The 25,102-nt window shown below is 68.8% G+C and carries 27 protein-coding genes; 17 read left to right on the top strand and 10 right to left on the bottom strand.

Annotated features, from left to right (window positions below):
- Positions 1-2 precede the first annotated feature (2 nt).
- From H7H34_RS20355 to H7H34_RS20345, 3 genes are read right to left on the bottom strand one after another with little or no spacing between them, the layout of a single operon-like run.
- Positions 3-308 carry an urease subunit beta gene (locus H7H34_RS20355; protein ID WP_120270041.1) on the bottom strand — a complete coding sequence of 102 codons (306 nt, stop codon included), beginning with the start codon at positions 306-308 and terminating at the stop codon, positions 3-5.
- A gap of 11 nt (positions 309-319) precedes the next feature.
- On the bottom strand, positions 320-622 hold the full coding sequence (locus H7H34_RS20350; RefSeq protein WP_120270042.1) for an urease subunit gamma: 303 nt from the start codon (positions 620-622) through the stop codon (positions 320-322).
- A gap of 31 nt (positions 623-653) precedes the next feature.
- The gene (locus H7H34_RS20345) at positions 654-1,502 is read right to left on the bottom strand and encodes an urease accessory protein UreD (protein WP_120270043.1); all 849 of its coding nucleotides are present in this window, start codon (positions 1,500-1,502) and stop codon (positions 654-656) included.
- A gap of 346 nt (positions 1,503-1,848) precedes the next feature.
- Here H7H34_RS20345 and H7H34_RS20340 point away from each other — a divergent pair, with 346 nt between their 5' ends.
- Both H7H34_RS20340 and H7H34_RS20335 read left to right on the top strand, forming a co-directional pair.
- Complete coding sequence (locus H7H34_RS20340; protein WP_185926261.1) at positions 1,849-3,258, top strand: D-alanyl-D-alanine carboxypeptidase family protein; 1,410 nt, start codon at positions 1,849-1,851, stop codon at positions 3,256-3,258.
- A gap of 102 nt (positions 3,259-3,360) precedes the next feature.
- On the top strand, positions 3,361-4,518 hold the full coding sequence (locus H7H34_RS20335; protein ID WP_185926621.1) for a CobW family GTP-binding protein: 1,158 nt from the start codon (positions 3,361-3,363) through the stop codon (positions 4,516-4,518).
- On the opposite strand, the gene tesB is transcribed toward H7H34_RS20335, so the two are convergent.
- Complete coding sequence (tesB, locus tag H7H34_RS20330; protein ID WP_185926260.1) at positions 4,519-5,406, bottom strand: acyl-CoA thioesterase II; 888 nt, start codon at positions 5,404-5,406, stop codon at positions 4,519-4,521. It lies immediately after the preceding gene.
- A 119-nt stretch (positions 5,407-5,525) separates the two neighbouring features.
- On the opposite strand from tesB, the gene H7H34_RS20325 reads away from it, so the two are divergent.
- The 9 genes from H7H34_RS20325 (at position 5,526) to H7H34_RS20285 (ending at position 12,661) form a co-directional block, all read left to right on the top strand.
- The gene (locus tag H7H34_RS20325) at positions 5,526-6,755 is read left to right on the top strand and encodes a ubiquinone biosynthesis hydroxylase (protein WP_185926259.1); all 1,230 of its coding nucleotides are present in this window, start codon (positions 5,526-5,528) and stop codon (positions 6,753-6,755) included.
- Between the two features lie 44 nt (positions 6,756-6,799).
- Positions 6,800-7,678 carry an SDR family oxidoreductase gene (locus tag H7H34_RS20320; protein ID WP_185926258.1) on the top strand — a complete coding sequence of 293 codons (879 nt, stop codon included), beginning with the start codon at positions 6,800-6,802 and terminating at the stop codon, positions 7,676-7,678.
- Positions 7,679-7,723: 45 nt separating this feature from the next.
- Positions 7,724-7,921: a twin transmembrane helix small protein gene (locus H7H34_RS20315; RefSeq protein ID WP_067224303.1), complete on the top strand. Its 198-nt coding sequence runs from the start codon at positions 7,724-7,726 to the stop codon at positions 7,919-7,921.
- A gap of 39 nt (positions 7,922-7,960) precedes the next feature.
- A complete protein-coding gene (locus H7H34_RS20310) occupies positions 7,961-8,536 on the top strand; it encodes a cob(I)yrinic acid a,c-diamide adenosyltransferase (RefSeq protein WP_097174263.1) in 576 nt (191 codons plus the stop codon).
- An 87-nt stretch (positions 8,537-8,623) separates the two neighbouring features.
- Positions 8,624-9,316: a rhomboid family intramembrane serine protease gene (locus tag H7H34_RS20305; RefSeq protein ID WP_120270049.1), complete on the top strand. Its 693-nt coding sequence runs from the start codon at positions 8,624-8,626 to the stop codon at positions 9,314-9,316.
- Between the two features lie 222 nt (positions 9,317-9,538).
- Positions 9,539-10,288: an electron transfer flavoprotein subunit beta/FixA family protein gene (locus tag H7H34_RS20300; protein ID WP_185926257.1), complete on the top strand. Its 750-nt coding sequence runs from the start codon at positions 9,539-9,541 to the stop codon at positions 10,286-10,288.
- A gap of 25 nt (positions 10,289-10,313) precedes the next feature.
- Positions 10,314-11,255, top strand: a complete 942-nt coding sequence (locus tag H7H34_RS20295; protein WP_185926256.1) for an electron transfer flavoprotein subunit alpha/FixB family protein — start codon at positions 10,314-10,316, stop codon at positions 11,253-11,255.
- Positions 11,256-11,475: 220 nt separating this feature from the next.
- Positions 11,476-12,357, top strand: a complete 882-nt coding sequence (locus H7H34_RS20290; RefSeq protein ID WP_120270051.1) for a 3-hydroxybutyryl-CoA dehydrogenase — start codon at positions 11,476-11,478, stop codon at positions 12,355-12,357.
- A gap of 103 nt (positions 12,358-12,460) precedes the next feature.
- A complete protein-coding gene (locus H7H34_RS20285) occupies positions 12,461-12,661 on the top strand; it encodes a hypothetical protein (RefSeq protein ID WP_158194068.1) in 201 nt (66 codons plus the stop codon).
- Between the two features lie 90 nt (positions 12,662-12,751).
- Here H7H34_RS20285 and tlpA read toward each other — a convergent pair whose 3' ends face one another.
- Positions 12,752-13,432: a thiol:disulfide interchange protein TlpA gene (gene tlpA, locus H7H34_RS20280; protein ID WP_185926255.1), complete on the bottom strand. Its 681-nt coding sequence runs from the start codon at positions 13,430-13,432 to the stop codon at positions 12,752-12,754.
- 43 nt (positions 13,433-13,475) lie between these two features.
- Between tlpA and argH the strand changes: the two genes are divergently transcribed.
- The 4 genes from argH (at position 13,476) to H7H34_RS20260 (ending at position 19,344) form a co-directional block, all read left to right on the top strand.
- Positions 13,476-14,873 (top strand): argininosuccinate lyase, encoded by a 1,398-nt coding sequence (gene argH, locus H7H34_RS20275; RefSeq protein WP_067338127.1) that lies wholly within the window; start codon positions 13,476-13,478, stop codon positions 14,871-14,873.
- A gap of 170 nt (positions 14,874-15,043) precedes the next feature.
- Positions 15,044-15,241 (top strand): LPS translocon maturation chaperone LptM, encoded by a 198-nt coding sequence (gene lptM / locus H7H34_RS20270; RefSeq protein ID WP_185926254.1) that lies wholly within the window; start codon positions 15,044-15,046, stop codon positions 15,239-15,241.
- A 67-nt stretch (positions 15,242-15,308) separates the two neighbouring features.
- The gene (lysA, locus tag H7H34_RS20265) at positions 15,309-16,583 is read left to right on the top strand and encodes a diaminopimelate decarboxylase (protein WP_185926253.1); all 1,275 of its coding nucleotides are present in this window, start codon (positions 15,309-15,311) and stop codon (positions 16,581-16,583) included.
- Between the two features lie 142 nt (positions 16,584-16,725).
- Positions 16,726-19,344 (top strand): TIGR02302 family protein, encoded by a 2,619-nt coding sequence (locus tag H7H34_RS20260; RefSeq protein WP_185926252.1) that lies wholly within the window; start codon positions 16,726-16,728, stop codon positions 19,342-19,344.
- Positions 19,345-19,471: 127 nt separating this feature from the next.
- On the opposite strand, the gene H7H34_RS20255 is transcribed toward H7H34_RS20260, so the two are convergent.
- The 3 genes from H7H34_RS20255 to H7H34_RS20245 are packed head-to-tail and all read right to left on the bottom strand — an operon-like array spanning position 19,472 to position 21,507.
- Entirely contained in the window at positions 19,472-19,867 is a 396-nt protein-coding gene (locus H7H34_RS20255; protein WP_067224282.1) for a response regulator, read from the bottom strand.
- A gap of 30 nt (positions 19,868-19,897) precedes the next feature.
- Positions 19,898-20,440 (bottom strand): hypoxanthine phosphoribosyltransferase, encoded by a 543-nt coding sequence (gene hpt, locus H7H34_RS20250; protein ID WP_120270057.1) that lies wholly within the window; start codon positions 20,438-20,440, stop codon positions 19,898-19,900.
- Positions 20,437-21,507 carry an MJ0042-type zinc finger domain-containing protein gene (locus tag H7H34_RS20245; RefSeq protein WP_185926251.1) on the bottom strand — a complete coding sequence of 357 codons (1,071 nt, stop codon included), beginning with the start codon at positions 21,505-21,507 and terminating at the stop codon, positions 20,437-20,439. Before H7H34_RS20245 ends, hpt begins: the two co-directional genes overlap by 4 nt.
- A gap of 244 nt (positions 21,508-21,751) precedes the next feature.
- Between H7H34_RS20245 and ftsE the strand changes: the two genes are divergently transcribed.
- Both ftsE and H7H34_RS20235 read left to right on the top strand, forming a co-directional pair.
- A complete protein-coding gene (gene ftsE, locus H7H34_RS20240) occupies positions 21,752-22,411 on the top strand; it encodes a cell division ATP-binding protein FtsE (protein WP_120270059.1) in 660 nt (219 codons plus the stop codon).
- Positions 22,404-23,456 (top strand): cell division protein FtsX, encoded by a 1,053-nt coding sequence (locus tag H7H34_RS20235; RefSeq protein ID WP_120270060.1) that lies wholly within the window; start codon positions 22,404-22,406, stop codon positions 23,454-23,456. Before ftsE ends, H7H34_RS20235 begins: the two co-directional genes overlap by 8 nt.
- A gap of 114 nt (positions 23,457-23,570) precedes the next feature.
- On the opposite strand, the gene rplS is transcribed toward H7H34_RS20235, so the two are convergent.
- Together rplS and trmD are read right to left on the bottom strand one after the other, a co-directional pair.
- The gene (gene rplS / locus H7H34_RS20230) at positions 23,571-24,035 is read right to left on the bottom strand and encodes a 50S ribosomal protein L19 (RefSeq protein WP_067224274.1); all 465 of its coding nucleotides are present in this window, start codon (positions 24,033-24,035) and stop codon (positions 23,571-23,573) included.
- A 292-nt stretch (positions 24,036-24,327) separates the two neighbouring features.
- Positions 24,328-25,023, bottom strand: a complete 696-nt coding sequence (trmD, locus tag H7H34_RS20225; protein ID WP_185926250.1) for a tRNA (guanosine(37)-N1)-methyltransferase TrmD — start codon at positions 25,021-25,023, stop codon at positions 24,328-24,330.
- Between the last annotated feature and the right edge of the window lie 79 nt (positions 25,024-25,102).

Here is a 25,102-nt window from a genome sequence, read left to right as displayed (position 1 = left end):
GGTCAGAGCGTGCCCATCACCTTGCCATTGAAACCGTAGACAGTGCGATCCCCCACATAGGGAATGAGGGTGACCTTGCGCTTTTGTCCCGGCTCGAAACGGATCGCCGTGCCGGCGGGAATGTCGAGCCGGTGGCCGCGCGCCGCCGCCCGGTCGAAGGCGAGCGCCGGGTTGGTCTCTGCGAAATGATAGTGGGAGCCGACCTGGACCGGACGGTCGCCGGTGTTGGCGACCTCGATCTCCAGCATGCGGCGGCCGGCATTCAGCTCGATATCGCCCTCGGCGGGCAGCAGTTCACCCGGAATCATCTGGGGCTCCTTCAGCGGATCGGCTGGTGGACGGTGACGAGCTTGGTGCCGTCGGGAAAGGTCGCCTCGACCTGGACGTCGTGGATCATCTCGGCGATGCCGGGCATCACCTGGTCGCGGGTCAGCACCTGGCCGCCGGCGCTCATAAGGTCGGCGACGCTGCGCCCGTCGCGGGCCCCTTCGACCACGAAGTCGGTGATCAGGGCCACGGCCTCGGGATAGTTGAGCAGGACGCCGCGGGCGAGCCGCTTGCGGGCAACCTCCGCCGCCATGGCGATCAGCAGCTTGTCCTTTTCCCGCGGGGTCAGTTTCATTGCTCGGTCCTCATCTGCGTCGTCCGCTCGCTCAGCAATACCATGTGCGCGGCAGGCGCGCCCCGCGCCAGGTCTCCAGGAAGGAAACCAGGCCGGCGCGCAGGTCCTGGCCGCTGTCGGCGAGGAAGCGGAAGACAAGAAGGTCTGGAAGGGCGCTGACGCCGCCGCGCAGCCGCTCGCCGAGCAGCGGGCTCATCACCTCGCGGGCGCGGTCCAGCAGGCCGGAGACGCCCTCGCGGCAATCGACCAGGGTGGCGAAGGCGCGGCTGCCGGCGGCGGTCGCCGAACCGGAGAGAATGTCGGTGGCATCGCCCTGGATGCGCGCCTCGTCGGCGAAGACCAGACGGCCCTCGCGGCGGATGCGCCAGCGGTCGCGGAAGCCGAGGGCATGCACGTCCTCGCCCATCGCCTCGCGCCCGAGCACGAGGCTCTCGATCGCCAGAAGCCGGGCACCGGGCGCAAGATCCACGGTGAGCGAGCGCTGCAGGGCGGCCCGGTCGAACAGGATGGTTTCCTGCGGTAGCCATTCCAGCACCGCACCCTCTTCCGCGCGCAGGGCGCTCGCCACCTCGGCCGCGCCGTCGATGCTGCGATAGACGCGCTCGGCCGCCTGGGTGGTCAGCACTGCATGGGCGCCGGGGCCGGCGGTGGCGTCGAACTCGATCCGGTCGCCGCCGGTCAGGCCGCCGGCGGTGTTGAGGAACACGGCGACCGGCGGGGTGCCGTGGGTCTTCGGCAGGCGGATCTTGGCGGAGCCGCTCTGGCCGAGCTCCTTCAGCCGGGTGGTCTCGCCTTGCCGGGCAAAGGACACATGCGCATGCCCGCGCACCCGCTGCATGGCGGGGATCGGTGTTGCCGGGGCGGCGGGTTCAACGGTCATTCCGGTGTCCGGTCTTGATCGAATGCTGATGGGAATCCGGGACTTGTACCGGATCGGCTGGGGCGAGAACGACGGGCGTCCCCCTTTGCTTCCTCCACCTTAGCAAGAGCGGGGCCAGTCGGTCGCCGCCGGGAAGGCGCGACGTCGGCCGGGCCCGCAGGTCACCTAATTGCCGCAAAGTTAGGCAATTGCCGTCTTCATGGGCAGGCTGGCGGCGGGCGTGTGCACCTGCGAGCGCGCTTTGCATTCTGCCCTCAGGATCGGTTAGATAGGGGGAGCATCGGCGGACCGACGTTCCCACCCGGGACGGTCCGCAATCGCCGCAGGATCGCCGCGGCGGCCGGACATGCGGAGGCATTCAGACGTGCTGGACTTTACCGGACGCCATCTGGGCAGGCGCCTGCGCGGCCTTGCGGTCGCTGCCAGCCTTGCCGTTGCGGGCTTGCTGCAGGCCGGGGACACCGCCAGGGCGGACGTCGCCGCCTGGATCGTCATCGACGCGGAGACGGGGGCGGTTCTCGACCACAGGGACGCGCTGCGCCAGTGGTACCCCGCCTCGATCACCAAGCTGATGACCGCCTATCTCGCCTTCAAGGCGGTGCGCGAGGGACGCGCGACGCTGGAAAGCGCGGTGGCGATCAGCGCCAATGCCCATGCGCAGCCGCCGAGCAAGATGGGCTTCAAGCCCGGTACGCAGCTGACGCTCGACAGCGCGCTGAAGATGCTGATCGTCAAGTCGGCGAACGACATCGCCGTGGCGGTCGGGGAATCGCTCGCCGGCTCCGAGCCCGCCTTCATCGAGATGATGAACGCCGAGGCGCGCCGGCTCGGCATGACCGCGACCCGTTTCGTCAATCCGCACGGCCTGCCGGACAATCGCCAGGTGTCCTCCGCGCGCGACCTTGCCGTGCTGGCGCGGGCGCTGTGGCGCGAGTTCCCGCAGTACCACGACTATTACGGCCTGCCGGCGATCAAGGTCGGCAAGAAGACGCTGCGCTCGGCCAACCGCGAATTCCTGGCGCGGGTGCCCGGCGCGAGCGGCATGAAGACCGGCTATATCTGCAATTCCGGGCTGAATGTTGTGGTCTCGGCGACGCGCCGCGGACGCACCGTGCTGGCGGTGGTGCTGGGCGCGGCCTCGGGCGTGGAACGCGCGGCCAAGGCGCGGGTGCTGGTCGAGGCGGGCTTTCGCCAGCGCTCCGGGCGCAATATCGACACCATGACCGGCATCGCCGGCGGCCCGCCGGCCGACGGCTACTGCAAGCGCAACACCAAGCCGACGGCCGAGGAACTGCTGGCCACCTACGGCACCGGCGGCCTGCGCGGCACCACGGCCCTGTCCTATGCCCAGCTCGACCCGGCGACCAACGGCGTGCGCCGGCCGATCGTCGGTCAGGCGCCGCAGCAGGTGGTCTCGGCCGACGATGACGACGTGCCGACCCGCGACGACGGCAAGACCGACTGGGGCAAGGTGATGGACGAGATCATCGGCCCGCGGTCCCGTGTCGACCAGGCGGTGCAGGTCGGGCTCGGCGTGCCGAAGGGCCGGGCGCCGGCCTCGGAAGCGAAGATCGCGACGCTCGCCGATGTGCCGATGCCGAAGGAAAAGCCGGTCGCCGTCATGGGCACGGGTTCGCCGGCCCTGCTGCCCGCCGCCACGACGCAGGTGCCGACGGGAGAGGCAAAGCCGGGCGCGATCTTTCGCGGTCAGCCGCTGGTGATCCTGCCGCGCCCCTCCCCGAATCCCCGCCCGTAGCCTGGTGCGCCGTCCGCAAGGCGGCGCCCGCGAGAGGACTGTGACGTGACCGAGACCGACCAGACCGGCAAGCGCCCGCGCGGGCCGAAGCCGCCGATACCGATGACCGTGATCACCGGCTTTCTCGGCGCCGGCAAGACGACGCTGCTCAACGCGCTGCTGAAGGATCCCGCGCTCGCGGACGCGGCGGTGATCATCAACGAGTTCGGCGAGGTCGGCCTCGACCACCTGTTCGTCGAAGGCGGCGAGGAAGGCATCGTCGAGCTGTCCTCCGGGTGCCTCTGCTGCACCATTCGCGGCGATCTGGTGACCACGCTGGAAAACCTGCTGCGCCGGCTCGACAACGGCCGAACCGAGCGGCTGTCGCGGGTGGTGATCGAGACGACGGGGCTCGCCGACCCGGCCCCGGTACTGCACACGGTGATGCAGCATCCCTATCTGGTGATGCGCTACCAGCTCGACGGGGTGGTGACCCTGGTCGACGCGGTCAACGGCCTGGCGACGCTCGATACCCAGGAAGAGGCGGTGAAGCAGGTGGCGGTCGCCGACCGCATCGTGCTGACCAAGACCGATCTTGCGGAAGGGGCGGCTGCCCTCGACCCGGAGAGCCCGTTGCGCCGGCGCATCGCCCGCCTCAACCCGGCGGCGCCGGTGATCATTGCGGCCAGCGGCGAGGCCAGCGCCGACCGGCTGATCGGCACCGGGCTCTACGATCCGGCGACCAAGACGGCGGATGTGGCGCGCTGGCTCAACGAAGAAGCCTATCGCGACGGCCATGGCCATTCCCACGGACATCACCACCATGGGCACGATCACGACCACGACCACAGCCATGGTCATCATGACCACGACCATTCCCATGACGTGAACCGCCACGGCGATTCGATCCGCGCCTTCTCGCTGTCGACCGACCGGCCGATCCCGGCGGCGGCGCTGGAGATGTTCCTCGACCTCTTGCGCTCGGCACATGGGCCGAAACTGCTGCGGATGAAGGGCGTGGTGCAGATCGCCGAGGACCCGGACCGGCCGGTGGTACTGCACGGGGTGCAGCACGTGTTTCACCCGCCGGCAACGCTGCCGGCCTGGCCGGATGCGGACCGGCGCAGCCGGCTGGTGTTCATCACCCGCGACCTGCCGGAAGCCTTCGTGCGCAAGCTGTTCGACGCCTTCACCGGAACGCCCGCGACGGACACGCCCGACGCGGCGGCGCTGTCCGACAATCCGCTGGCGATCCGCGGGTTCAGCGGCAGCTTCCGCTGATCAGTCGGCCTGCGAGTCCTGAGACCGTTCCCGGCGCACGCGGATCAGGCCTTCCTGCGCCACGGAGGCGACCAGCTGGCCGTCGCGGGAAAAGAGCGAGCCGCGGGTGAAGCCGCGCCCGCCCGAGGCCGAGGGGCTGTCTTCCGCATAGAGCAGCCATTCGTCGGCGCGGAAGGGGCGATGGAACCACATGGCGTGGTCGAGGCTCGCGACCTGGAGCTTGGGATCGAACACGCTGGTGCCGTGGGCGAAGAGCGACGTGTCGAGCAGCGTCATGTCCGAGGCGTAGGCCAGCACGCAGGAATGGATGCGCGGGTCGTCCGGCAGGGCGGCGCTGGCCCGGACCCAGACGTTCTGCGAGGGCGTCAGCTTGCTGCGGCTGAAATAGTGGGTCATGTCGACCGGGCGCAGCTCGATCGGCCGGTCGCGCTCCCAGTAGCGGCGCACCGCCTCGGGCGCGTGGGCGAGGAACTTTTCCTTCAGCTCGGCCTCGCCGGGCAGGTCCTCGGGCATCGGCACGTCGGGCATGACCGCCTGGTGGTCGAGGCCCTCCTCGAAGGTCTGGAACGAGGCGGCGACGGAGAAGATCGGCTTGCCGTGCTGGATGGCGACGACCCGGCGGGTGGTGAAGCTGCCGCCGTCGCGAATGCGGTCGACCTCGTAGATGATCGGCACGGCCGGATCGCCGGGGCGCAGGAAATAGCCGTGCAGCGAGTGGACGCTGCGCTCCTGCGGCACGGTGCGCGAGGCGGCGACCAGCGCCTGGCCGATCACCTGGCCGCCAAAGACGCGCTGCCAGCCGACCTGCGGGCTCATGCCGCGGAAGAGATTGTGTTCCAGCGGCTCGAGATCGAGTATCGAGAGGAGGTCGTCGACGGCTGAGCGCATCCGGCACCTGTTCGCATGAACGGAAAGAGTGCGAGAGCCTTCGGGGCGCGGGGCGGCAATGTCAAGACTGACCCAGGGGCACCTGCCTCATGGGTCGCAAGGAACACGGGAGCGACAGGATGGGCATCCAGATGGACGAGCTCGACGTTCTGGTCGGCGGCGGAGGCTATGTCGGCCTCTCGCTGGCGGTGGCGCTGAAGCAGGCCGATCCCGGCCTCCGCGTTGCCGTGGTCGACATGCGTCCGCGCGAGGCGCTGGAGAAGGATCCGCGCGCTTCGGCCGTCGCGGCGGCGGCAAGCCGCATGCTGGAGCGGCTCGGCGTATGGTCGCAGATCGCGCCGCATGCCCAGCCGATGATGGAGATGATCGTCACCGATTCGCGCCTGCGCGATGCGGTGCGTCCGGTGTTCCTGACCTTCGACGGCGAGGTGGAGCCGGGCGAGCCCTTCGCCCACATGGTGCCGAACGGGCGCATGGTGGCGGTGCTCGCCGACCGGGCCGAGGAGCTCGGCGTGGAGCTGATCGCGCCGGACGCGGTCTCGGGCTTCGCCAGCGGGCCGTCGGAGGTGGAGATCCGCCTTGCCTCGGGCGGGATGCGCAAGGCGAAGCTGCTGGTCGCCGCCGACGGCGTGCGTTCGAAGCTGCGGAAGCTTGCCGGCATCGGCACGGTGCGCTGGGAATACGACCAGTCGGGCATCGTCACCACCGTCGCCCACGAGCGGCCGCATGAGGGCCGCGCCGAGGAGCATTTCCTGCCCTCCGGGCCCTTCGCCATCCTGCCGCTGACCGGCAATCGTTCGTCGCTGGTGTGGACCGAGCGGCGCGACGATGCGGAGCGGCTGGTGAAGGGCGACGACTTCACCTTCGAACTGGAGCTGGAGCGCCGCTTCGGCCACCATCTCGGCAAGCTGGAACTGGCCGGCCCGCGCCATGCCTTCCCGCTCGGCCTGACGCTGGCGCGCTCCTTCGTGCAGCCGCGGCTGGCGCTGGCGGGCGATGCCGCCCACGGCATCCATCCGATCGCCGGCCAGGGCCTCAATCTCGGATTCAAGGACGTTGCGGCGCTGGCCGAGGTGCTGGTGGAGGCACGGCGGCTCGGCGAGGATATCGGCGCGCTCGACGTGCTGGAGCGCTACGAGCGCTGGCGGCGGTTCGACACGTTCCGCATGGGGGTGGTGACCGACGTCTTGAACCGGCTCTTTTCGAACGATATGGATGTCGTGCGCGCGGTGCGCGACGTGGGCCTCGGCCTCGTGGACCGCATGCCCTCGCTGAAGCGGTTCTTCATTCGCCAGGCGGCGGGACTGGAAGGCCCTTCGCCGCGGCTCCTGGTCGGCGAGGCAATCTGACGGTATCGGGACGGGCTGCAGGGGCACGGGAGAAGACCGGATAGATGGCCGGGTCACAGGCAGCCGAACATGTCCGGCCGCAACGCATCATCCTGATCACCGGCTGTTCCTCAGGGATCGGCGCCGCTGCGGCCCATACGCTGCGCGGCCGCGACTGGCGCGTCTTCGCGACCGCGCGGCGGCAGGAGGATGTCGACCGGCTGCGCGCGGAGGGCTTCGAGAGCTTTCGTCTCGACTATCAGGACGAGGCGAGCATCGTCGCCGGTGCGGCAGAGCTGTTCGAACGCACCTCCGGCCGGCTCGACGCGCTGTTCAACAACGGGGCCTATGCCATTCCCGGCGCCCTGGAGGACATGCCCTCCGATGCGCTGCGCGGGCTGTTCGAGGCGAATTTCTTCGGCTGGCACACGCTGACGCGGGCCGTCGTGCCGCATATGCGCCGGCAGGGGCACGGACGTATCGTGCAGTGCTCGTCGATCCTCGGCTTCATCGGCATGCCCTATCGCGGGGCGTACAACGCCTCCAAGTTCGCGCTGGAAGGCTATAGCGACACGCTGCGCCTGGAGCTCGCGGGCACCGGCATCCATGTCTCGCTGATCGAGCCCGGCCCGATCGCCACCCGCTTCACCGAGAATGCGATGGCAAATTTCGCGGCGGTGATCGGCGAGGAGGGCACGGCCGTATCACCTCACCGGACGATCTACGAACGGCGCCTTGCCCGCATGCGGGCGGGCGAGCCGTCACCCTTCAAGCTGCCGGCGCGCGCGGTGGTCAAGCACGTGGTCCATGCGGTGGAAGCGCAGCGCCCGCGCCCGCGCTACCGGGTGACGATACCGACCACCGTGATGGCCGGACTGAAACGACTTCTGCCGACCCGCGGGCTCGACTGGGTGCTGTCGCGGGCGGCGCGATCCGAGGAATAGGGCCGGCCGGCATGAGCCGCGGCCGTCGCTGAGAAAGGACTTCCCATGGCCGACTTCCTGCGCATGTCGATCCCCTTCGCCGTCGGGGCGGTGGCGGTCGTGCTGCTGCTGGGCTTGTGGAACATGATGCGCGGGGGACCCTCGTCGCGTTCGCAGATGCTGATGCGCTGGCGCGTCGGGCTGCAGTTTCTCGCCGTGGTCATCGTGATGGCGGTGCTCTATCTGACGGGCACGCGGCCGTAAGGCGCGCAAGATGACACCGATTGCGGAGAAGGACATGTCATGGTGGTGCTGAACAAGATCTACACGAAGACGGGCGATGCCGGCACCACGGCCCTGGCCTCCGGCGAACGGCGGCCGAAGCACGATCTCAGGGTCGAGGCCTACGGCACGGTCGACGAGACCAACGCGGTGGTCGGGCTGGCGCGCCAGGCGACGGCCGCGGCCCATCCCGAGCTCGATGCGGTGCTGGCGCGGATCCAGAACGACCTCTTCGATCTGGGGGCGGACCTTGCGACGCCCGAGAGCGACGAGCCGCCGGCCTATCCGCCGCTGCGCGTCACCGATGCGCAGGTCTCGGCCATCGAGGCGGCCATCGACCGGTTCAACGCGGACCTGTCGCCGCTGCGCTCCTTCGTGCTGCCGGGCGGTTCGCCGGCGGCAGCGCAGCTGCATCTCGCCCGCACCGTGTCGCGCCGCGCCGAACGGCTGATGACGGAGCTGGCCTCGCGCGAGACCGTCAGCCGGCCGGCGCTGGTCTACATGAACCGGCTGTCCGACTTCTTCTTCGTTGCCGCGCGCTGGGCGAACGACAAGGGCGCGGCCGACGTGCTGTGGGTGCCGGGGCAGAACCGCTAGGGGCACGGCCCCCGGGCAGTCTCGCCGCACTTGACGCGGGGCCCTGTCCGCCGGAAAGCTGCCCCAGACAACAGGACGCCTCGCCCCATGTTCATTCCGCTCTACGACCACAAGCCGCTCGTGCATGTGCGGCGGCAATTTGTCACATGGGGACTGATCATCGCCAATGTGGCGATCTTCGTCCTGGTCCAGCAGGGCGGGCTGTCCGATCCGGCGATGCAGGCCTCGAGCCTGTCCTACGGGCTGATCCCGGCGGTGCTGTTCGACGCGCGCGACCTCGCCCCGCATCTGGCCGTGTTTCCCGAGCCGGCGGCGCTGGTCACCTACGCCTTCCTGCATGGCAGCTGGATGCATCTGGGCGGCAATATGCTGTTCCTCTGGGTCTTCGGCGACAATGTCGAGGACGCGATGGGCCATCTCCGCTTCCTGGTCTTCTATCTGCTGTGCGCGGCGGCGGCGGGCTACGGCCATGCGCTGACCGAGCCGGGATCGGTGGTGCCGCTGATCGGCGCCTCGGGCGCGGTGGCCGGGGTCATCGGCGCCTATCTGGTGCTGCATCCCAGGGTGCGGGTCTGGGTGCTGGCCTTCGGCCGGCTGCCGCTGCGCCTGCCGGCCTCCTGGGTGCTGGGCGCGTGGATCCTGTTTCAGGTGGTGATGGCCTTCGGCTTCGGCGATCACCAGGTGGCCTGGTGGGCTCATGTCGCCGGCGCGCTCGCCGGGGCCTTGCTGGTCGTGCCGATGCGCCGGCGCGGCGTGCCGTTGTTCGACAGGGGATTGTAACGGGGGATTGTAGCCGGGGCGCGCGAGGCAGGCATGCCGGTTTTGCGGCAGTCCGCTTCCCTTACGTGGCGTTGACAGCCATCAAGCGCGTCAGTACGGTCCCGGCCCGACGAAAGGAACCTGCGGAAAGCTGCGGTTCCCGGGTGTCCTGAGACGTTGCGGATACGAAAGGCGACCGGCGGCGGAATCTTGCGGTCGCGTGAGCGGGAGGTTGAAAAACCCATGAAAATCCTTGTGCCCGTGAAGCGGGTGATCGACTACAACGTCAAGGTGCGCGTGAAGGCGGACGGTTCGGGTGTCGACCTTGCCAACGTGAAGATGTCGATGAACCCGTTCGACGAGATTGCCGTCGAGGAGGCGATCCGTCTGCGCGAGGCCGGCAAGGCCGAGGAGATCATCGTGGTCTCGGTCGGTCCGCAGCAGGCGCAGGAGACGCTGCGCACGGGCCTCGCCATGGGCGCCGACCGCGGCATCCTGGTCAAGACCGACGCCACCACCGAGCCGCTGGCCGTCGCCAAGATCCTGAAGAAGGTGGTCGAGGACGAGCAGCCGGGCCTGGTGATCCTGGGCAAGCAGGCGATCGACGACGACTGCAACCAGACCGGACAGATGCTCGCCGCGCTGCTCGGCTGGAGCCAGGGCACCTTCGCCTCGAAGGTGGATCTGGGCGAGGGCACGGTCGACGTGACCCGCGAGGTCGACGGCGGCCTGCAGACCGTCAAGCTGAAGCTGCCCGCCATCGTCACGACGGACCTGCGCCTCAACGAGCCGCGCTACGCCTCGCTGCCGAACATCATGAAGGCGAAGAAGAAGCCGATCGACGAGAAGTCCCCGGAGGACTACGGCGTCGACGTGGCTCCGCGCCTCGAGGTGCTGAAGACCGTCGAGCCGCCGGCACGCCAGGCCGGCGTCAAGGTGGCCGACGTTGCCGAGCTTGTCGCCAAGCTCAAGAACGAAGCCGGCGTGCTTTGATCGGACCGACAGGGAGACACTGACGATGACCATCCTTCTTGTTGCCGAACACAGCAACGACGCCGTCAACGACGCAACCCACAAGGCGATGACCGCCGCTGCCGCCATGGGCGGCGACGTGCACGTGCTGGTCGCCGGCAAGGGCGCGCGCGCTGCCGCCGAGCAGGCCGCCAAGATCGCCGGTGCCGCCAAGGTGCTGCTCGCCGACGGCGACGGCCTTGCCCAGCAGCTGGCCGAGCCGATGTCGGAGCTGATCGTGTCGCTGGCCGAGGGCTATGACGCGATCGTCGCGCCGGCCACCGCCAACGGCAAGAACATCCTGCCGCGCGTTGCCGCGCTGCTCGACGTGATGCAGTTGTCCGACGTGACCGGCGTGATCGACGGGTCGACCTTCGAGCGCCCGATCTATGCCGGCAACGCCATCCAGACGGTGAAGTCGAACGATGCCAAGAAGGTCGTGACCGTGCGGACGGCGAGCTTCGCTGCCGCCGAGGAGACCGGCTCGGCCTCGATCGAGGACATCTCGGCGACGCAGTCCGACCTCTCGACCTTCGTCGGCCAGGAGCTGTCGAAGTCCGACCGCCCGGAGCTGACCTCGGCCAAGGTGATCATCTCCGGCGGCCGCGCGCTCGGCTCCAAGGAGAAGTTCGAGGAGGTGATGCTGCCGGTCGCCGATGCCCTGGGCGCCGCTGTCGGCGCCTCGCGCGCGGCGGTCGATGCGGGCTACGCGCCGAACGACTGGCAGGTCGGCCAGACCGGCAAGGTCGTGGCGCCGGACCTCTACATCGCCTGCGGCATCTCGGGCGCCATCCAGCATCTTGCCGGCATGAAGGACAGCAAGGTGATCGTGGCGATCAACAAGGACGAGGAAGCGCCGATCTTCCAGGTCGCCGATTATGGCCTCGTCGCGGATCTGTTCGAGGTCCTGCCGCAGTTCAAGGCTGCCGTCGAAGCCGCTAAGGGCTGAGACGCGGCGCGCGCGCTGCGGCGTGCGCCCGACCCTTTCGAAGGGCCCGCCATGCGCGGGCCCTTCCCCTTTGCGGGCGGCGCCTTGCGGCGGGCCGTAACCCCCTTGCGAAAAAGCGCGGGGGGTCCTTGCGGCGGGCTCGCGAAGTTGCCATGAATAGCCCCTCACTTTTCCCGGCGTGCGCCGACACGGCAGCACCGAAACGAAATCGGAACGGACGATGGTGGTCGAGATCAAGAAAGTCGGCGTGATCGGCTCGGGCCAGATGGGCAGCGGCATCGCCCATGTCTGCGCCGTGGCCGGCTTTGACGTGCAGCTCAACGACATTTCCCGGGATCGGATCCAGTCCGGCCTCGCCTCGATCAACGGCAACATGGCCCGTCAGGTCTCCAAGGGCCAGCTGAGCGAGGAGGAGCGCACCGCCGCCCTGTCGCGCATCGTGCCGGCCGAGAGCATGGACGAGCTCGGCGATGTCGACCTCGTCATCGAGTCCGCCGTCGAGAACGAGCAGATCAAGCGCAAGATCTTCAGCCAGCTGTGTCCGCTGCTGAAGCCGGAGGCGATCCTCGCCACCAACACCTCGTCGATCTCGATCACCCGCCTGGCGGCGACCACCGACCGGCCGGAGCGCTTCATCGGCATCCACTTCATGAACCCGGTTCCGCTGATGGAGCTGGTGGAACTGGTGCGCGGCATCGCCACGGAGGACGAGACCTTCGAGGCGGCGCGCGAGTTCACCCGCAAGCTCGGCAAGACCATCGCCGTCGCCGAGGATTTCCCGGCCTTCATGGTCAACCGCATCCTGCTGCCGATGATCAACGAGGCGATCTACACGCTCTACGAGGGCGTCGGCTCGGTGGAGGCCATCGACACGGCGATGAGGCTCGGCGCCAACCATCCGATGGGCCCGCTGCAGCTGGCCGACTTCATCGGCCTCGACACCTGCCTGTCGATCATGCAGGTGCTCTACGAGGGCCTCGCCGATACCAAGTATCGCCCGTGCCCGCTGCTGGTGAAGTATGTCGAGGCGGGCTGGCTGGGCCGCAAGACCCAGCGCGGCTTCTACGACTATCGCGGCGACGTGCCGGTTCCCACCCGCTGAAGGCGGGCGGGCACCCGGCGCCAGGCGCCTGAAACGGGCGGGTTAACCTGTCGTTAACGCTGATCGTGCGAGGGATGGGGAAGGCTCGAACCAGGAGGCTCCCATGTCCAGTGTTGCCGCCACCATGGTGGGCATGTCGCAGGCGCAGACGCAGAACCAGCTTGCCGCGACCTTCATGAAGCAGAATGCCGATGCCACGGCCGCTCTCGCGGCCATGCTGGAGCAGAATGCCGACCTTGCCGCCTCCGCGGCCAAGGCCCCGACGCCGGCAGGCGTGGGCGGCAAGCTCGACGTCACCGCCTGATCTTTCGCTCAAAGCCTGCCGAGAAACGCAAAGCGCCGGACGCATCCGCCCGGCGCTTTTGTCGTTCTGTTTCGCTCTGTCCCGGCTTCTTCAGCTGCCCGAACCGCTTGACGCGGTCTTGCGTTGGGCCTCGATCGCCGCGCGCACCAGGGCCTTGGCGTCTTCCGAGGCCCATTCGGCCGGCCCCATCAGCGCGCCGATCTCGCAGCCCTTGCCGTCGACCAGCAGGGTCGTCGGCAGGCCCGGCGCCCGGCCGCGCGCGCGCACGTCCTGAAAGATCTTCATGGTGGGATCGGCATAGAAGGCGAGATTGGAAACGCCGATTTCCTTCAGGAAGGCGCGCGGCTTTTCCTCGCCGGTCTGGTCGACGCTGACGGCGACCACCTCGAAATCGTCGCTGCCGAGCTCCGCCTGCAACTGGTCGAGCGCCGGCATTTCCTTGCGGCACGGCGCGCACCAGGTGGCCCAGAGATTGACCAGGACCACCTTGTCGCGGAAGTCGCCAAGGGTGAGCGGCGCGCCGGCGTCGTTGCTGAAGGCAAGCTCGGAGAGCTGCGAGGGAGCCTTCGCGGGCAGGAAGGCGGCCACCTCTCCGCGGGCGAGCGGGGCGATCTCGGCGGCAAGCGTTGCGGCAGCGCTGCAGGAGCCGGCCTGCTGCTGGTTGCCATCCGCCCCGCCGATCACGTATATCCCCGCCAGTCCTGCCATCAGGGCCACGGCGGCGATCCCGACGAGGAGCGTGCGCCGGGGAGGCCTGGTTCCGTTGGTCATCGATCCATTACCCGTTCCTTAGGGGCGCCAGAAAGGCACGTTCATGAGCAATCGCATGTGGGGAGGCCGGTTCTCGGATGGGCCGGACGCCATCATGGAGGAGATCAACGCCTCCATCGACTACGATCGCAAGCTCTACCGGCAGGATATAGAGGGTTCGAAGGCTCATGTCCGCATGCTTGCGGCGCGCGAAATTGTCGCCGCCGACGATGCCGAGAAGATCGCTCACGGTCTAGACACGATCAAGTCAGAGATCGAGGCGGGCGATTTCGCCTTTTCCCGCGCGCTCGAAGACATCCACATGAACATCGAGGCGCGTCTGGCCGAGCTGATCGGCCCGACCGCCGGCCGCCTGCACACCGCACGCTCGCGCAACGACCAGGTCGCCACCGACTTCCGCATCTGGGTGCGCGACACGCTCGACACGCTCGACGAGCAGCTGACCGACCTGCTGCAGGCGCTCAGCGAGCGCGCGCTCGCCCATGCCGGAGACGTCATGCCGGGCTTCACCCACCTGCAGTCGGCCCAGCCGGTGACCTTCGGCCACCACCTGATGGCCTATGTGGAGATGTTCGCCCGCGATCGCTCGCGCATGCGCGATGCCCGCAAGCGGATGAACGAGTGTCCGCTCGGCTCGGCGGCGCTGGCCGGCACGTCCTTCCCGATCGACCGGGAGATGACGGCGGCCGCGCTCGGCTTCGACCGGCCGACAGCCAACTCGCTCGACGCGGTGTCCGACCGCGACTTCATCATCGAGGCGCTGGGTGCGGCCTCGATCTGCGCCATGCACCTGTCGCGGCTGGCCGAGGAAATCGTGATCTGGTGCTCGGCGCAGTTCGCCTTCGTCACCCTGTCCGACCGCTTCTCGACCGGCTCCTCGATCATGCCGCAGAAGAAGAACCCGGACGCGGCCGAGCTGGTGCGCGCCAAGACGGGCCGCATCTACGGCTCGCTGACGGCGCTTCTGGTGATGATGAAGGGCCTGCCGCTGGCCTATTCGAAGGACATGCAGGAAGACAAGGAACAGGCCTTCGACGGTCTGCCGAGCCTGTCGCTGGCGCTGGCCGCGATGACCGGCATGGTCCGCGACCTGACCGCCAACACCAAGACCATGAAGGCCGCCGCCGGTTCGGGCTATTCCACCGCCACGGACCTGGCCGACTGGCTGGTGCGGGTGATCGGCATGCCGTTCCGCGAGGCGCATCACGTCACCGGGCGCGCCGTCGGCCTTGCCGTGGAGCGCGGGGTGCAGCTGCACCGGCTGCCGCTGGAAGACCTGCAGGCGATCGAGCCGCGCATCACCGAGGACATCTTCACCGTGCTGTCGGTCGACAAGTCGGTGCGCTCGCGCACCAGCTATGGCGGCACGGCCCCGGCCAATGTCCGCAAGCAGGCCAAGCGCTGGCTGAAGGCGCTGGAGCGCGAGGCGGCGCGGCGCTGACGCACACTGCCCTCGCCGGCAGGGCGGGGCAGGAGACTTGCCGCCGCCAGAGGCGGCCGGGGGACTTGCGGCAAACGCCGCCGCATGCGAGGAAACGGCAAGGGCCGGCCATGCCGGCCCGCTTCGAACGGCCTTCTAGAGGAGCGGCGCTCACAATGGCGAAAGCTGGCATGTCTCGGGTCCTGAATGGCGGCGTGCTGATCGTGGCCGTGCTGGCGCTGACGCTTGCCGGATGCGGTCGCCGGGGTGCGCTCGACCGCCCGGGCGACGTCGATCCGGCGTTTGCCGCACCGGGCGAGCCGGCTCCCGCCGCCGCGCCCGCACCGTCGAAACCGGACCGGCCCTTCGTTCTCGACAGCATCATCTGAGCCGTCGCGGTTTTCCGCCGGCTGAAGGGGCGGCTCTCCCGCCCGCATCCACGGTCAGGATACGGCCTTGCACCACTTCCACTATGTCGATGACCGGCTCTTCGCCGAGGACGTCCCGCTGGAGACGATCGCCACCGAGGTCGGAACCCCGTTCTACTGCTATTCCACCGCGACGCTGGAGCGGCATTACAAGGTGTTCAAGGAAGCCTTTGCCGGCATTCCGACGCTCGTCTGCTACGCGATGAAGGCGAATTCCAACCAGGCCGTGCTGTCGACGCTGGCGCGGCTCGGCGCGGGCATGGATGTGGTGTCGGAAGGCGAACTGCGGCGCGCGCGCGCGGCGGGCGTCCCCGGCGAGCGCATCATGTTCTCCGGCGTCGGCAAGACCGCGCAGGAGCAGGCCTACGCACTCGACGAAGACATCCTGTGCTTCAATGTCGAGAGCGAGCCTGAACTGGCGCAGCTGTCGCAGGTGGCGGTGGAGAAGGGCAAGACCGCCCGCGTCTCGATCCGCATCAACCCGGACGTCGATGCCCGCACCCATGCCAAGATCGCAACCGGAAAGGCCGAGAACAAGTTCGGCATTCCCTGGGGGCGGGCCCGCGAGGTCTATGCCCATGCCGCGGCGCTGCCGGGCATCGAGGTCTCCGGCATCGACATGCATATCGGCTCGCAGATCACCGATCTGGAGCCGTTCGACGCGGCTTTCTCGCGGCTCGGCGGGCTGATCGGGGACCTGCGTGCCGACGGCCATACGATCGATCACGTCGATCTCGGCGGCGGTCTCGGCATCCCCTATCACGACAACAACGAGCCGCCCCCGCATCCGGAGGCCTATGCCCAGGTGGTGCGCCGGCATGTCGAGCATCTCGACTGCAAGGTGATCTTCGAGCCGGGCCGGATGATCGCCGGCAATGCGGGCATCCTCGTCACCCGGGTCGTCTATGTGAAGGAGGGCGCGGCGAAGACCTTCGTCATCGTCGATGCGGCGATGAACGACCTGATCCGCCCGACGCTCTACGAGGCCTATCACGAGATCCGGCCGGTGGTGCGCCAGGCGCCCGACCATCCGCGGATCAAGGCGGACGTGGTGGGCCCGGTCTGCGAGACCGGCGACTATCTCGGCCATGACCGCGACATGCCGGCGGTCGAGCCGGGCGACCTGCTTGCCGTGCATTCGGCTGGTGCCTATGGCGCCGTGCAGGCCTGTACCTACAACAGCCGTCTGCTGGTTCCCGAAGTGCTGGTGAAGGGCGACCGCCACGCGGTGGTACGCCCGCGCCCGACCTACGAGGAGCTGCTGGGCCTCGACCGGCTGCCGTCCTGGCTCGACGAGGACTGAGAGCCGGGACGATAGCCTGCACAAGGGAAGAGGGCGGGCCGGCACCTTTGTCCGGCCCGGCCTTGCCAAAGCGGGCAAAACGCCCCACCCTTCCTGATCGAGGGGGGCGTGTGACCCAAGGGTCGGGCCGCGGAGGCAGACAGTGACAGACGCTAGGAAACCTGCCGGCTCCGGGCAGGGCGCCGGGGACGATGCTTCCCGGCCGGACGGCGATGTTCCCGCCGCGCGCGCGCGTCTGGAACGCGCGATCCTGCAAACGCGCCTATCACTTCTTTGGGAGCAGGCCTGGCCGCTCCTGCAATCCGTCCTGATCGTCCTTGCCCTTTATGTCGGCCTGTCCTGGCTCGGCCTGTGGTCGCTGCTGCCGACCTGGCTGTCGGTCATCGCCGCGCTCGGCTTCCTCGCGGCGGCTGTGCGGGAGGCTCTTCCGCTCGCCCGTCTGCGCCTGCCCGGCCGGGCAGAGGCGCTGTCGCGCATCGAGCGCGTGTCCGGACTGAGCCACCGCCCGTTGGCCGCACTCGACGACCGGTTGTTCGACGGCGGCGGAGACTCTCCCGAAACCAGAGCGCTTTGGGACGTACATCGCCGGCGCGCCAGCGTGGCGCTTGCCAGCGTGCGCACCGACCTGCCGAGCCCGCAGGCGTTTCGCCGCGATCCCTTCGCCTTGCGCGTGCTGGCGGTGATGCTGCTGGTGGTGGGGTATTTCGCGGCCGAAGGCAGCCATCTGTCGCGCCTGTCGCCCGTCGCGGGCGCAGGGCCCCAGGTCGCTGCGGTTCCGGCCCGGATCGATGCCTGGATCACCCCGCCGGTCTATACCGGGCGGGCGCCGGTGTTCCTGACCGGGGCGACGGCGGAGCTGCGCGAGCCCGGCAAGGCGATCAGCGTGCCGGAAGGCAGCGAAGTGATCGTCCGGGCGCAGGGCGTCGACGCGCTTTCCGTGCTGCTGGTCTCGCCCGAGGAAACCGTGGATCTGGCCGCGCCGCCTGCGGCGGACGGCGAAGGCGGTGCAGCGACGCCGCGCGTTGCCGCAAACACCACGGGCGACGGGCTGCGCAGCCGGCTGGAGGCGTCCGCGGCGCTGGAGATCCGCGACGGCGACACGGTGCTGCATGCCTGGCAGATTGCGGTGGAGCCGGACGAGGCGCCGACCATCCGCCTGCTCGACGACCCCGAGGAGCAGCTCAGCGGCGCGCTCAAGCTGACCTATCTGATGCAGGACGATTACGGCATCGTCTCCGCGAAGGCCGACATCCGCCCGGCGCAGCGTCTCAACCAGGACAGCGGCGCGGAAATCCGGCCGCTGGTCGAGGCGCCGAGCTTTCCCCTGTCGCTGGCCGCCGGCGAGCGGCGCACCGGCACGGGCGAGACGATCCGCGACCTGACCAGCCATCCCTGGGCGGGATCCGAGGTGGCGCTGGTGCTGAGTGCCAGCGACCATGCCGGCCAGACCGGTTATTCGGAACCGCATCGTTTCACCCTGCCGCAGCGCCGTTTCGCCAAGCCGCTGGCGCGGGCCATTGTCGAGCAGCGCCGGGATCTGGCGCTCGATGCCAATGCCCAGGTGCGCGTACTCGATGCGCTGGACGGGCTGTTGCTGGCCCCGGAGGTGTTCGGCGAGAAGGTGCGGACCTATCTCGGCATGCGGTTCGCCCGGGCCGAGCTGGTCGCAGCGGAAAGCGACGACGAGCTGCGGGCGGTGGTCGACCTCCTGTGGGAACTGGCGCTGAACATCGAGGACGGCGACCTGTCGGTGGCCGAGCGCGCCTTGCGCGATGCGCAGGAGGCCTTGCGCCGGGCATTGGAGGAGGGCGCCTCGGACGAGGAAATCGCCCGGCTGACCGAAGAGCTGCGCCAGGCGCTGAACGAATACATGCAGGCCCTGGCCGAACAGATGCGGCAGAACCCGCAGGCCATGCAGCAGATGGACCCGAATGCGCAGATCCTGCGGCCGCAGGATCTCGACGAGATGCTGTCGCGGATCGAGGAACTGTCGCGCAACGGGTCCCGCGATGCCGCCCGAGAGCTTCTCGCCCAGATGCAGCGGATGCTGGAGAACCTGCAGGCGGGCCGCCCGCAGCAGATGCCGAACGGCATGACCCAGGAGATGATGCAGGCCCTCAACGAGCTCGGCCAGATGATCCAGCGCCAGCAGGAGCTGATGGATCAGACCAACCGGTTCGACCAGGGCCAGCAGCAGCAGGGCGAGCAGGGACAACGAGGTCAGCAGGGCCAGCAAGGCCAGCAGGGGCAGATGACGCCCGAGGAGCTGGCGGAGGCCTTGCGGCAGCTGCAGGAAGGGCAGGGCGAGCTGGGCGAGCGGCTGCAGCAGCTGCTCGACAAGATGGCGCGCAACGGCATGCCGTCGAACGAGGACCTCGGCCGGGCCGGTGAGGAGATGGGCAATGCCCGCGACAGCCTCGGCCAGGGCCAGCCGGGCGATGCCGTCGGCCAGCAGGGCAACGCGCTCGACGCGCTGCGCCGGGGCGCGCAGGGCATGGCGGAGCAGATGTTCGGCCAGGGGCAGGGCCAGGGCGAAGGGCCGGGCATGGCGGGCCGTCAGGGCGGCCCGATGGACGAGGATCCGCTCGGTCGGCCGCGCCGCACGGAAGGGCCGGATTTCGGCGACCGGGTGCGGGTGCCGGACGAGATCGACGTGCAGCGCGCGCGCCGCATCCTGGAGGAGCTGCGCCGGCGGTTCTCCGATCCCAGCCGGCCGATGCTGGAGCTCGACTATCTGGAGCGGCTGCTGCGTCGCTACTGATCGATGCGGCGCCCGGTGCGCGCACCAACACGGCAATCGGGCTCGCGCGGGACAAGCGCGGGCCCGTTGCATGTCAGGCTATCGATATCGGGGAAAAGAGACAGGCCGGCAGCGCGCCGCCACGCGGTTACGCGTAGCGGCGGGTTTCCTCGCGGCAGATGCCGAGCAGGGCATCGCTGACCGCACGGCGGATCTCGGCGAGCGAGAAGGGCTTGGTCACCACGTCGTGGATCAGCGCGTCGAGCCCGTTGGCGCGCTCGCGCTGGTCGGCAAAGCCCGTCATCAGCAGGATCGGGATCTCAGGATGGTCGCGCGCCGCGATCAGGGCGAAGGCGATGCCGTCCATCACGGGCATCTTGATATCCGACAGGATCAGGTCGAACGCGCCCTTTTCCTTCGCCAGCGTCTCGGCGGCTGCCGCGCCGTCCTCCTGGGCGACCACGGCATGGCCATCCAGCTCCAACGCGCGCTTGACGAAGCTGCGAACGGCGTCGTCGTCTTCGGCGATCAGAATGCGAGCCATGTCCCTCTCCGTTCTTCAAGCAGCGGCGTGCTAGGCCTGGGCGTCCTGGACCACGTGACCGATGAACGGGAGCTGGCGCCACTTGTGCCCCATGTCCATCCCGTAACCGACCACGAACTTGTCGGGACACTCGAACCCGACATAATCCGCAGAAATGGCGGTTTTGCGGCGCATCGGCTTGTCGAGCAAGGCGGCGATGCGCACTGAGCCTGCGCCGCGCTCGATGAGTCGGTCTCGTGCAAAAGCCAGTGTGCGACCACTTTCCAGTATGTCATCCACGAGAATCACATCCCGACCGGCGACATCGCTCTCCACATCGCGCAAAACGCGGATTTCCCTTGACTCCGTTCCCGCGCCGTAACTGGACAAATGGATAAACTCCATCTCCGGGGCAAGGCCTGCCCGGTGCATGGCGCGCACGAGGTCGGCAACGAACATGAAGCTGCCCTTCAGCACCGCGACGACCAGAAGTCCCTCGGGGCGGGATGCCGCGATCTCGCGGGCGATTTCCTCGACCCGGGCCGCAATGGCCGCCTCGTCGTAAAGGGTGCGGATGTCGACGCTTTCACTCATTTCAGCCTGGCCTGCCGTTGTTTGCGCTCCACGAAGCGCACCTGAATGTCCGCCGCCAGGTCGGGCGGAGCCGACAGGCGGGTGCGAAACCGCGTCGTGCCACCGACATCGAGCCGGCGCAAGCGCGGTTCCATGGTCCAGGCGTAGATTTCCTGGGCATCCTCGCTGCGCAGGGCCAGGCGGATGGCGGGAACCGGCATCGGCTGCTTTTCGATATTGGCGATCGTGCCCTCGATCACCAGGACGATCGAGCCGTCCTCCATTTCGCGGAAGGTGCGCAGGTCGCGGAACTCGAGGCCGCGCAGGTTGACATCGAGCCCGGCGAGCTGGAACAGGCCTGCAAGGTCGGGCATCCGCGCGACGATGGGCGTGCGGAAGGTGACGGCCAGCGCGCCCAGGGCGATGGCGCCGCAGAACAGCAGCATGCCGACCACCCGGCGCGGGCGCACGCGGCGCGCCTGCCGGCCGGCTGCGGACAGGATCCGACGCAGGATCGGCTCGCTGGAGCGCGGCTTGACGTGGATCTTCGGCTTGCGGGCAAGGCTCTCGATGTCGACCGTCTTGGCGGCGGCAGCTTCCGCGTCGTCGCCCGCTCCGGCATCGGTGGTCATCGGCAGGCCGGACGCCAGCTCCTGTCCCGCATCCTCGTCCGCCGCCTCGTCGGCATCGAACATGGAGGCGAAGACGTCCTTGCCGCCGTCGGTGTCCTCGCCCTCGTCCTCGCTCTCGTCTCCGCCCTCGCTTTCGATGGAAGCATCGTCCCCGGCGGCGTCCTCCGCCGGGTCGTCGTCGCCGGCCAGGGCGGCTTCCCAGTCGTCGGCAAGATCGTCGCCATCCGCATCGCCGGCCTCGGCCATGGCGGGGGCCCTGGCGCGCGCGGCCTGGCTCTCCTCGGCTTCCGCCTCGGCGCGGTCCGGGAGTTCGGTCTCGATGGAGGCGGTGTCCGGGGTGGGGAGGGCGTGCCAGCGCGTGCCGCAGCGCGCGCATTTCACGTCGCGGCCTTCAGGCCCCAGGGCCGCAGGTGTGACCCGATAGGCGGTTGCGCAATCCGGACAGGTTATCTTCATTGTGGAGGCGGCCTCGTCTTGCCCACAAATACCGGCCGGAAAGGCATGGTCGACATCCGGTGAAGCCGGTACGCAAGACGGTCAGTGTCGGCCCAAGACCGTAAACACGCCGCAAACGGCGAGACATTGGTTTGTCCCGCCGGCCGCATACCGGAGTTTTCGCCTCCATGACGCCCGGATATCGTTAATGAAGCGTTAATGCCAAAGCGATAGTGTCCGGCCAACGTGTTAACGAGAGGTTGCCGTGATCCGATTCGAAAATGTCGGTCTGCGCTACGGCATGGGGCCGGAAGTCCTGCGCGACCTGACCTTCGAGATCAGGCCGCAGTCATTCCAGTTCCTCACCGGTCCGTCCGGTGCGGGCAAGACCAGCCTGATGCGCCTGCTGTTCCTGTCGCTGACGCCGACGCGCGGCCTGATCCGCGCCTTCGGCAAGGACACATCGGCGCTGAAGAAGAGCCAGATCCCGGCGCTGCGCCGGCGCATCGGCATCGTGTTCCAGGACTTTCGCCTGCTTGACCATCTGACCACCTATGAGAATGTCGCCCTGCCGCTGCGCGTCATCGGCCAGGAGGAGAGCCAGTACCGCTCCGACGTGGTGGAACTGCTGAAATGGGTGGGTCTGGGCGAGCGCATGCACGTGCTGCCGCCGGTTCTGTCCGGCGGCGAGAAGCAGCGCGCGGCCATCGCGCGGGCGTTGATCACCCGGCCCGAGCTGTTGCTGGCGGACGAGCCGACGGGCAACGTGGACCCGCCGCTGGCGCGGCGCCTGCTGCGCCTGTTCATCGAGCTGAACCGGCTCGGCACGTCGGTGGTGATCGCCACCCACGATCTGGCGCTGATGGACCAGGTCGACGCGCGGCGCATGGAACTGGGCGAAGGACGGTTGCAGATCCATGACTGACGACGACAGGACACCAAGGGCTGGCCCGGCAGGGGGCGCGGGAGGCGAGGGCCGTCGCGGCTCCCGTCCGCCCAGCGGCCGGCCGGCCGCGTCCCGCCGCCCCAAGGCGGGCGCCAAGACACGCAAGCGCGGCGCCCCGGACGAGCTGCGCCCGTCCGCGCCCATCGTGCCGCCGCAGGCCGTTGCCGGGCGTGCGCTGACGCTGGTCGTCGCGATCATGAGCTTCCTCGCCTGCCTGACGGTCGGCGGGGTGACCATCATTCACGAGGCGGCGAGCGCCTGGTCCAACGACCTGTTGCGCGAGGTGACGATCCAGATCCGCCCGGCGGACGGGGTCGACATGTTGCGGGAGATCGAGAAGGCAACGGCCGCGGCCAAGGCGCAGGCCGGCGTCGGCGCGGTGCGGGCCCTGTCCGACCAGGAAACGCGGGAACTGCTGCAGCCCTGGCTCGGCGCTGGGCTGGAGCTGGAGAGCCTGCCGGTGCCGCGCCTGATCCAGGTGCAGGTGTCGGAACCGTCCGTCTTCGACCTTGCCGGACTGCGCGCGGTGATCAGCGCCGAGGTCAGCCGGGCCAGCGTTGACGATCACAGCCTGTGGACCAGCCGCCTGGCAGCCATGGCCAATGCGGTCGTGCTGGGTGGCATCGCCGTGCTGTCGCTGGTGCTCGGCTCGATGGTCCTGTCGGTGGTCTTCGCGACGCGGGCGGCCATGGCCGGCAACCGGGACGTGGTCGAGGTGCTGCATTTCGTCGGTGCGGAGGACAGTTTCGTTGCCCGGGAGTTCCAGCGCCATTTCCTGCTGCTGGGTCTGCAGGGCGGCCTCGCCGGCGGTGTCGCCTCGATTCTCGTCTTTCTCGTCCTCGGCTTTCTGGCCGACGAGCGCACCGGCTTGCAGGGCCTTGCACGCTCCATGGACATGCTCGGCGGGGTGTCGGTGGGGGTCGGCGGCTATCTCGGTGTGCTGGCCATCATCTTCCTCGTCACGGTGCTGACGGCAGCGACCTCGCGCCTTGCGGTGCGCGCCCATCTGCGGCGGATCGAGTAGGGGCGCGGCTTTCCGCAAGAACGTGTGCGCAAACGAAAAAAGCCCCGGCCATCTGGCCGGGGCTTTTCTATCGTGTGGAACGGCGGGCCTGGTCGGCCGCGCCGGACCTTTGTCTTATTCGGCGCTCTGGCTGGCAGCGGCAGCCTGCTGCTCGGCTTCCTTCGCTGCCTTGGCGGCGGCGAGGTCGGCCTTGATCTCGTCGTTCAGGCGACGGGCGCGAACGTTGGTCGCCTCGACGATACGGGCGGACTTGCCGCGACGGCCGCGCAGGTAATAGAGCTTGGCGCGACGGACCTTACCGCGACGCACGACCTCGACGCCCTCGAGCATCGGCGAGAAGATCGGGAACACGCGCTCCACGCCTTCGCCGTAGGAGATCTTGCGGACGGTGAAGTTCTCGTTGATGCCGCCGCCGGAGCGGGCGATGCACACGCCTTCGTACGCCTGGGTACGGGTACGGTTGCCTTCCGTCACGCGCACGTTCACGCGGATCGTGTCGCCGGGGGAGAAGCTCGGCAGCTTGCGCTGTGCTTCGACCTTCGCCATTTCCTCGGCGTTGAGCTGTTCGATGATGTTCATGGCACTACCTTTTGGTTCGTGTCGGTCAGAGCGTCCGCTGACGGTCGAGCCGTAGGGGCGAATTCACCGCGTTTTTGGCCTGGCCGGACGCATCCGGCCGCGAAATTCGGTTCGAGTCATCCTGCTTGCGAGAGGCCGGTCGTTCGCGTCCTGTCTTCGCGGTCCTGGCGGGGCAAAGGCAAACGGCAATCGGCACGGCTCGCGCCGGCAGGCGCCCGAGTGGCCGCTATCTAGCGCAACTCGCCGCGTTTGTCATGCCCTTTTGCGCCCGTTTGGCGCAGAAACCTGCGCCCTAGCCGCCCGTATGGCGCTGCCACAGGTCGGGCCGGCGCTCGCGGGTCAGCCGCTCGGCCTCCTCGCGCCGCCAGCGGTCGATGCGGGCGTGGTCGCCGGAGGTCAGGACATCGGGGATGGTGCGCCCCTCGAACTCGCGCGGCCTGGTATAGTGCGGATGCTCCAGAAGGCCGGTCTCGAAGCTTTCCAGGGCGCCGCTCTCGGCATTGCCCATGACGCCGGGCAGCAGGCGGACGACCGCGTCGAGAAGGACCATGGCGGCCAGTTCGCCGCCGGACAGGATATAGTCGCCGATCGAGACTTCTTCGAGGCCCCGGGCCTCGATCACCCGCTGGTCGATGCCCTCGAACCGGCCGCAGACGATCACCGCGCCCGGCCCTTGCGCAAGGTCGCGGACCCGCGCCTGGTCGAGCGGCCGGCCGCGCGGGCTCATCAGCAGGCGCGGCCTCGTGTCGCCGGCAGGGCTTGCCGCATCGATGGCAAGGGCCAGGATATCGGCGCGCAGGACCATGCCGGCGCCGCCTCCGGCCGGCGTGTCATCGACGGAGCGGTGGCGATCGGTCGCATGGTCGCGGATCTGGTGGAGCTCCAAGTCCCAGTCGCCCCGCTCCAGCGCGCGGCCGGCAAGCGATGTGCCGAGGGGGCCTGGAAACATCTCCGGATAAAGGCTGAGGATCGACGCCCGGAACGTCATCGCATACTCCCTGGATCGGCAGGCCACCGGCCCCCGTCGGATAACTCTCGCAACCCCCGCTTAAGGCTTTCCCGTGTAG

It is taken from the genome of Stappia sp. 28M-7 (assembly GCF_014252955.1).
Lineage (GTDB): Bacteria > Pseudomonadota > Alphaproteobacteria > Rhizobiales > Stappiaceae > Stappia.
This window is presented reverse-complemented; position numbering and strand designations above follow the sequence as displayed.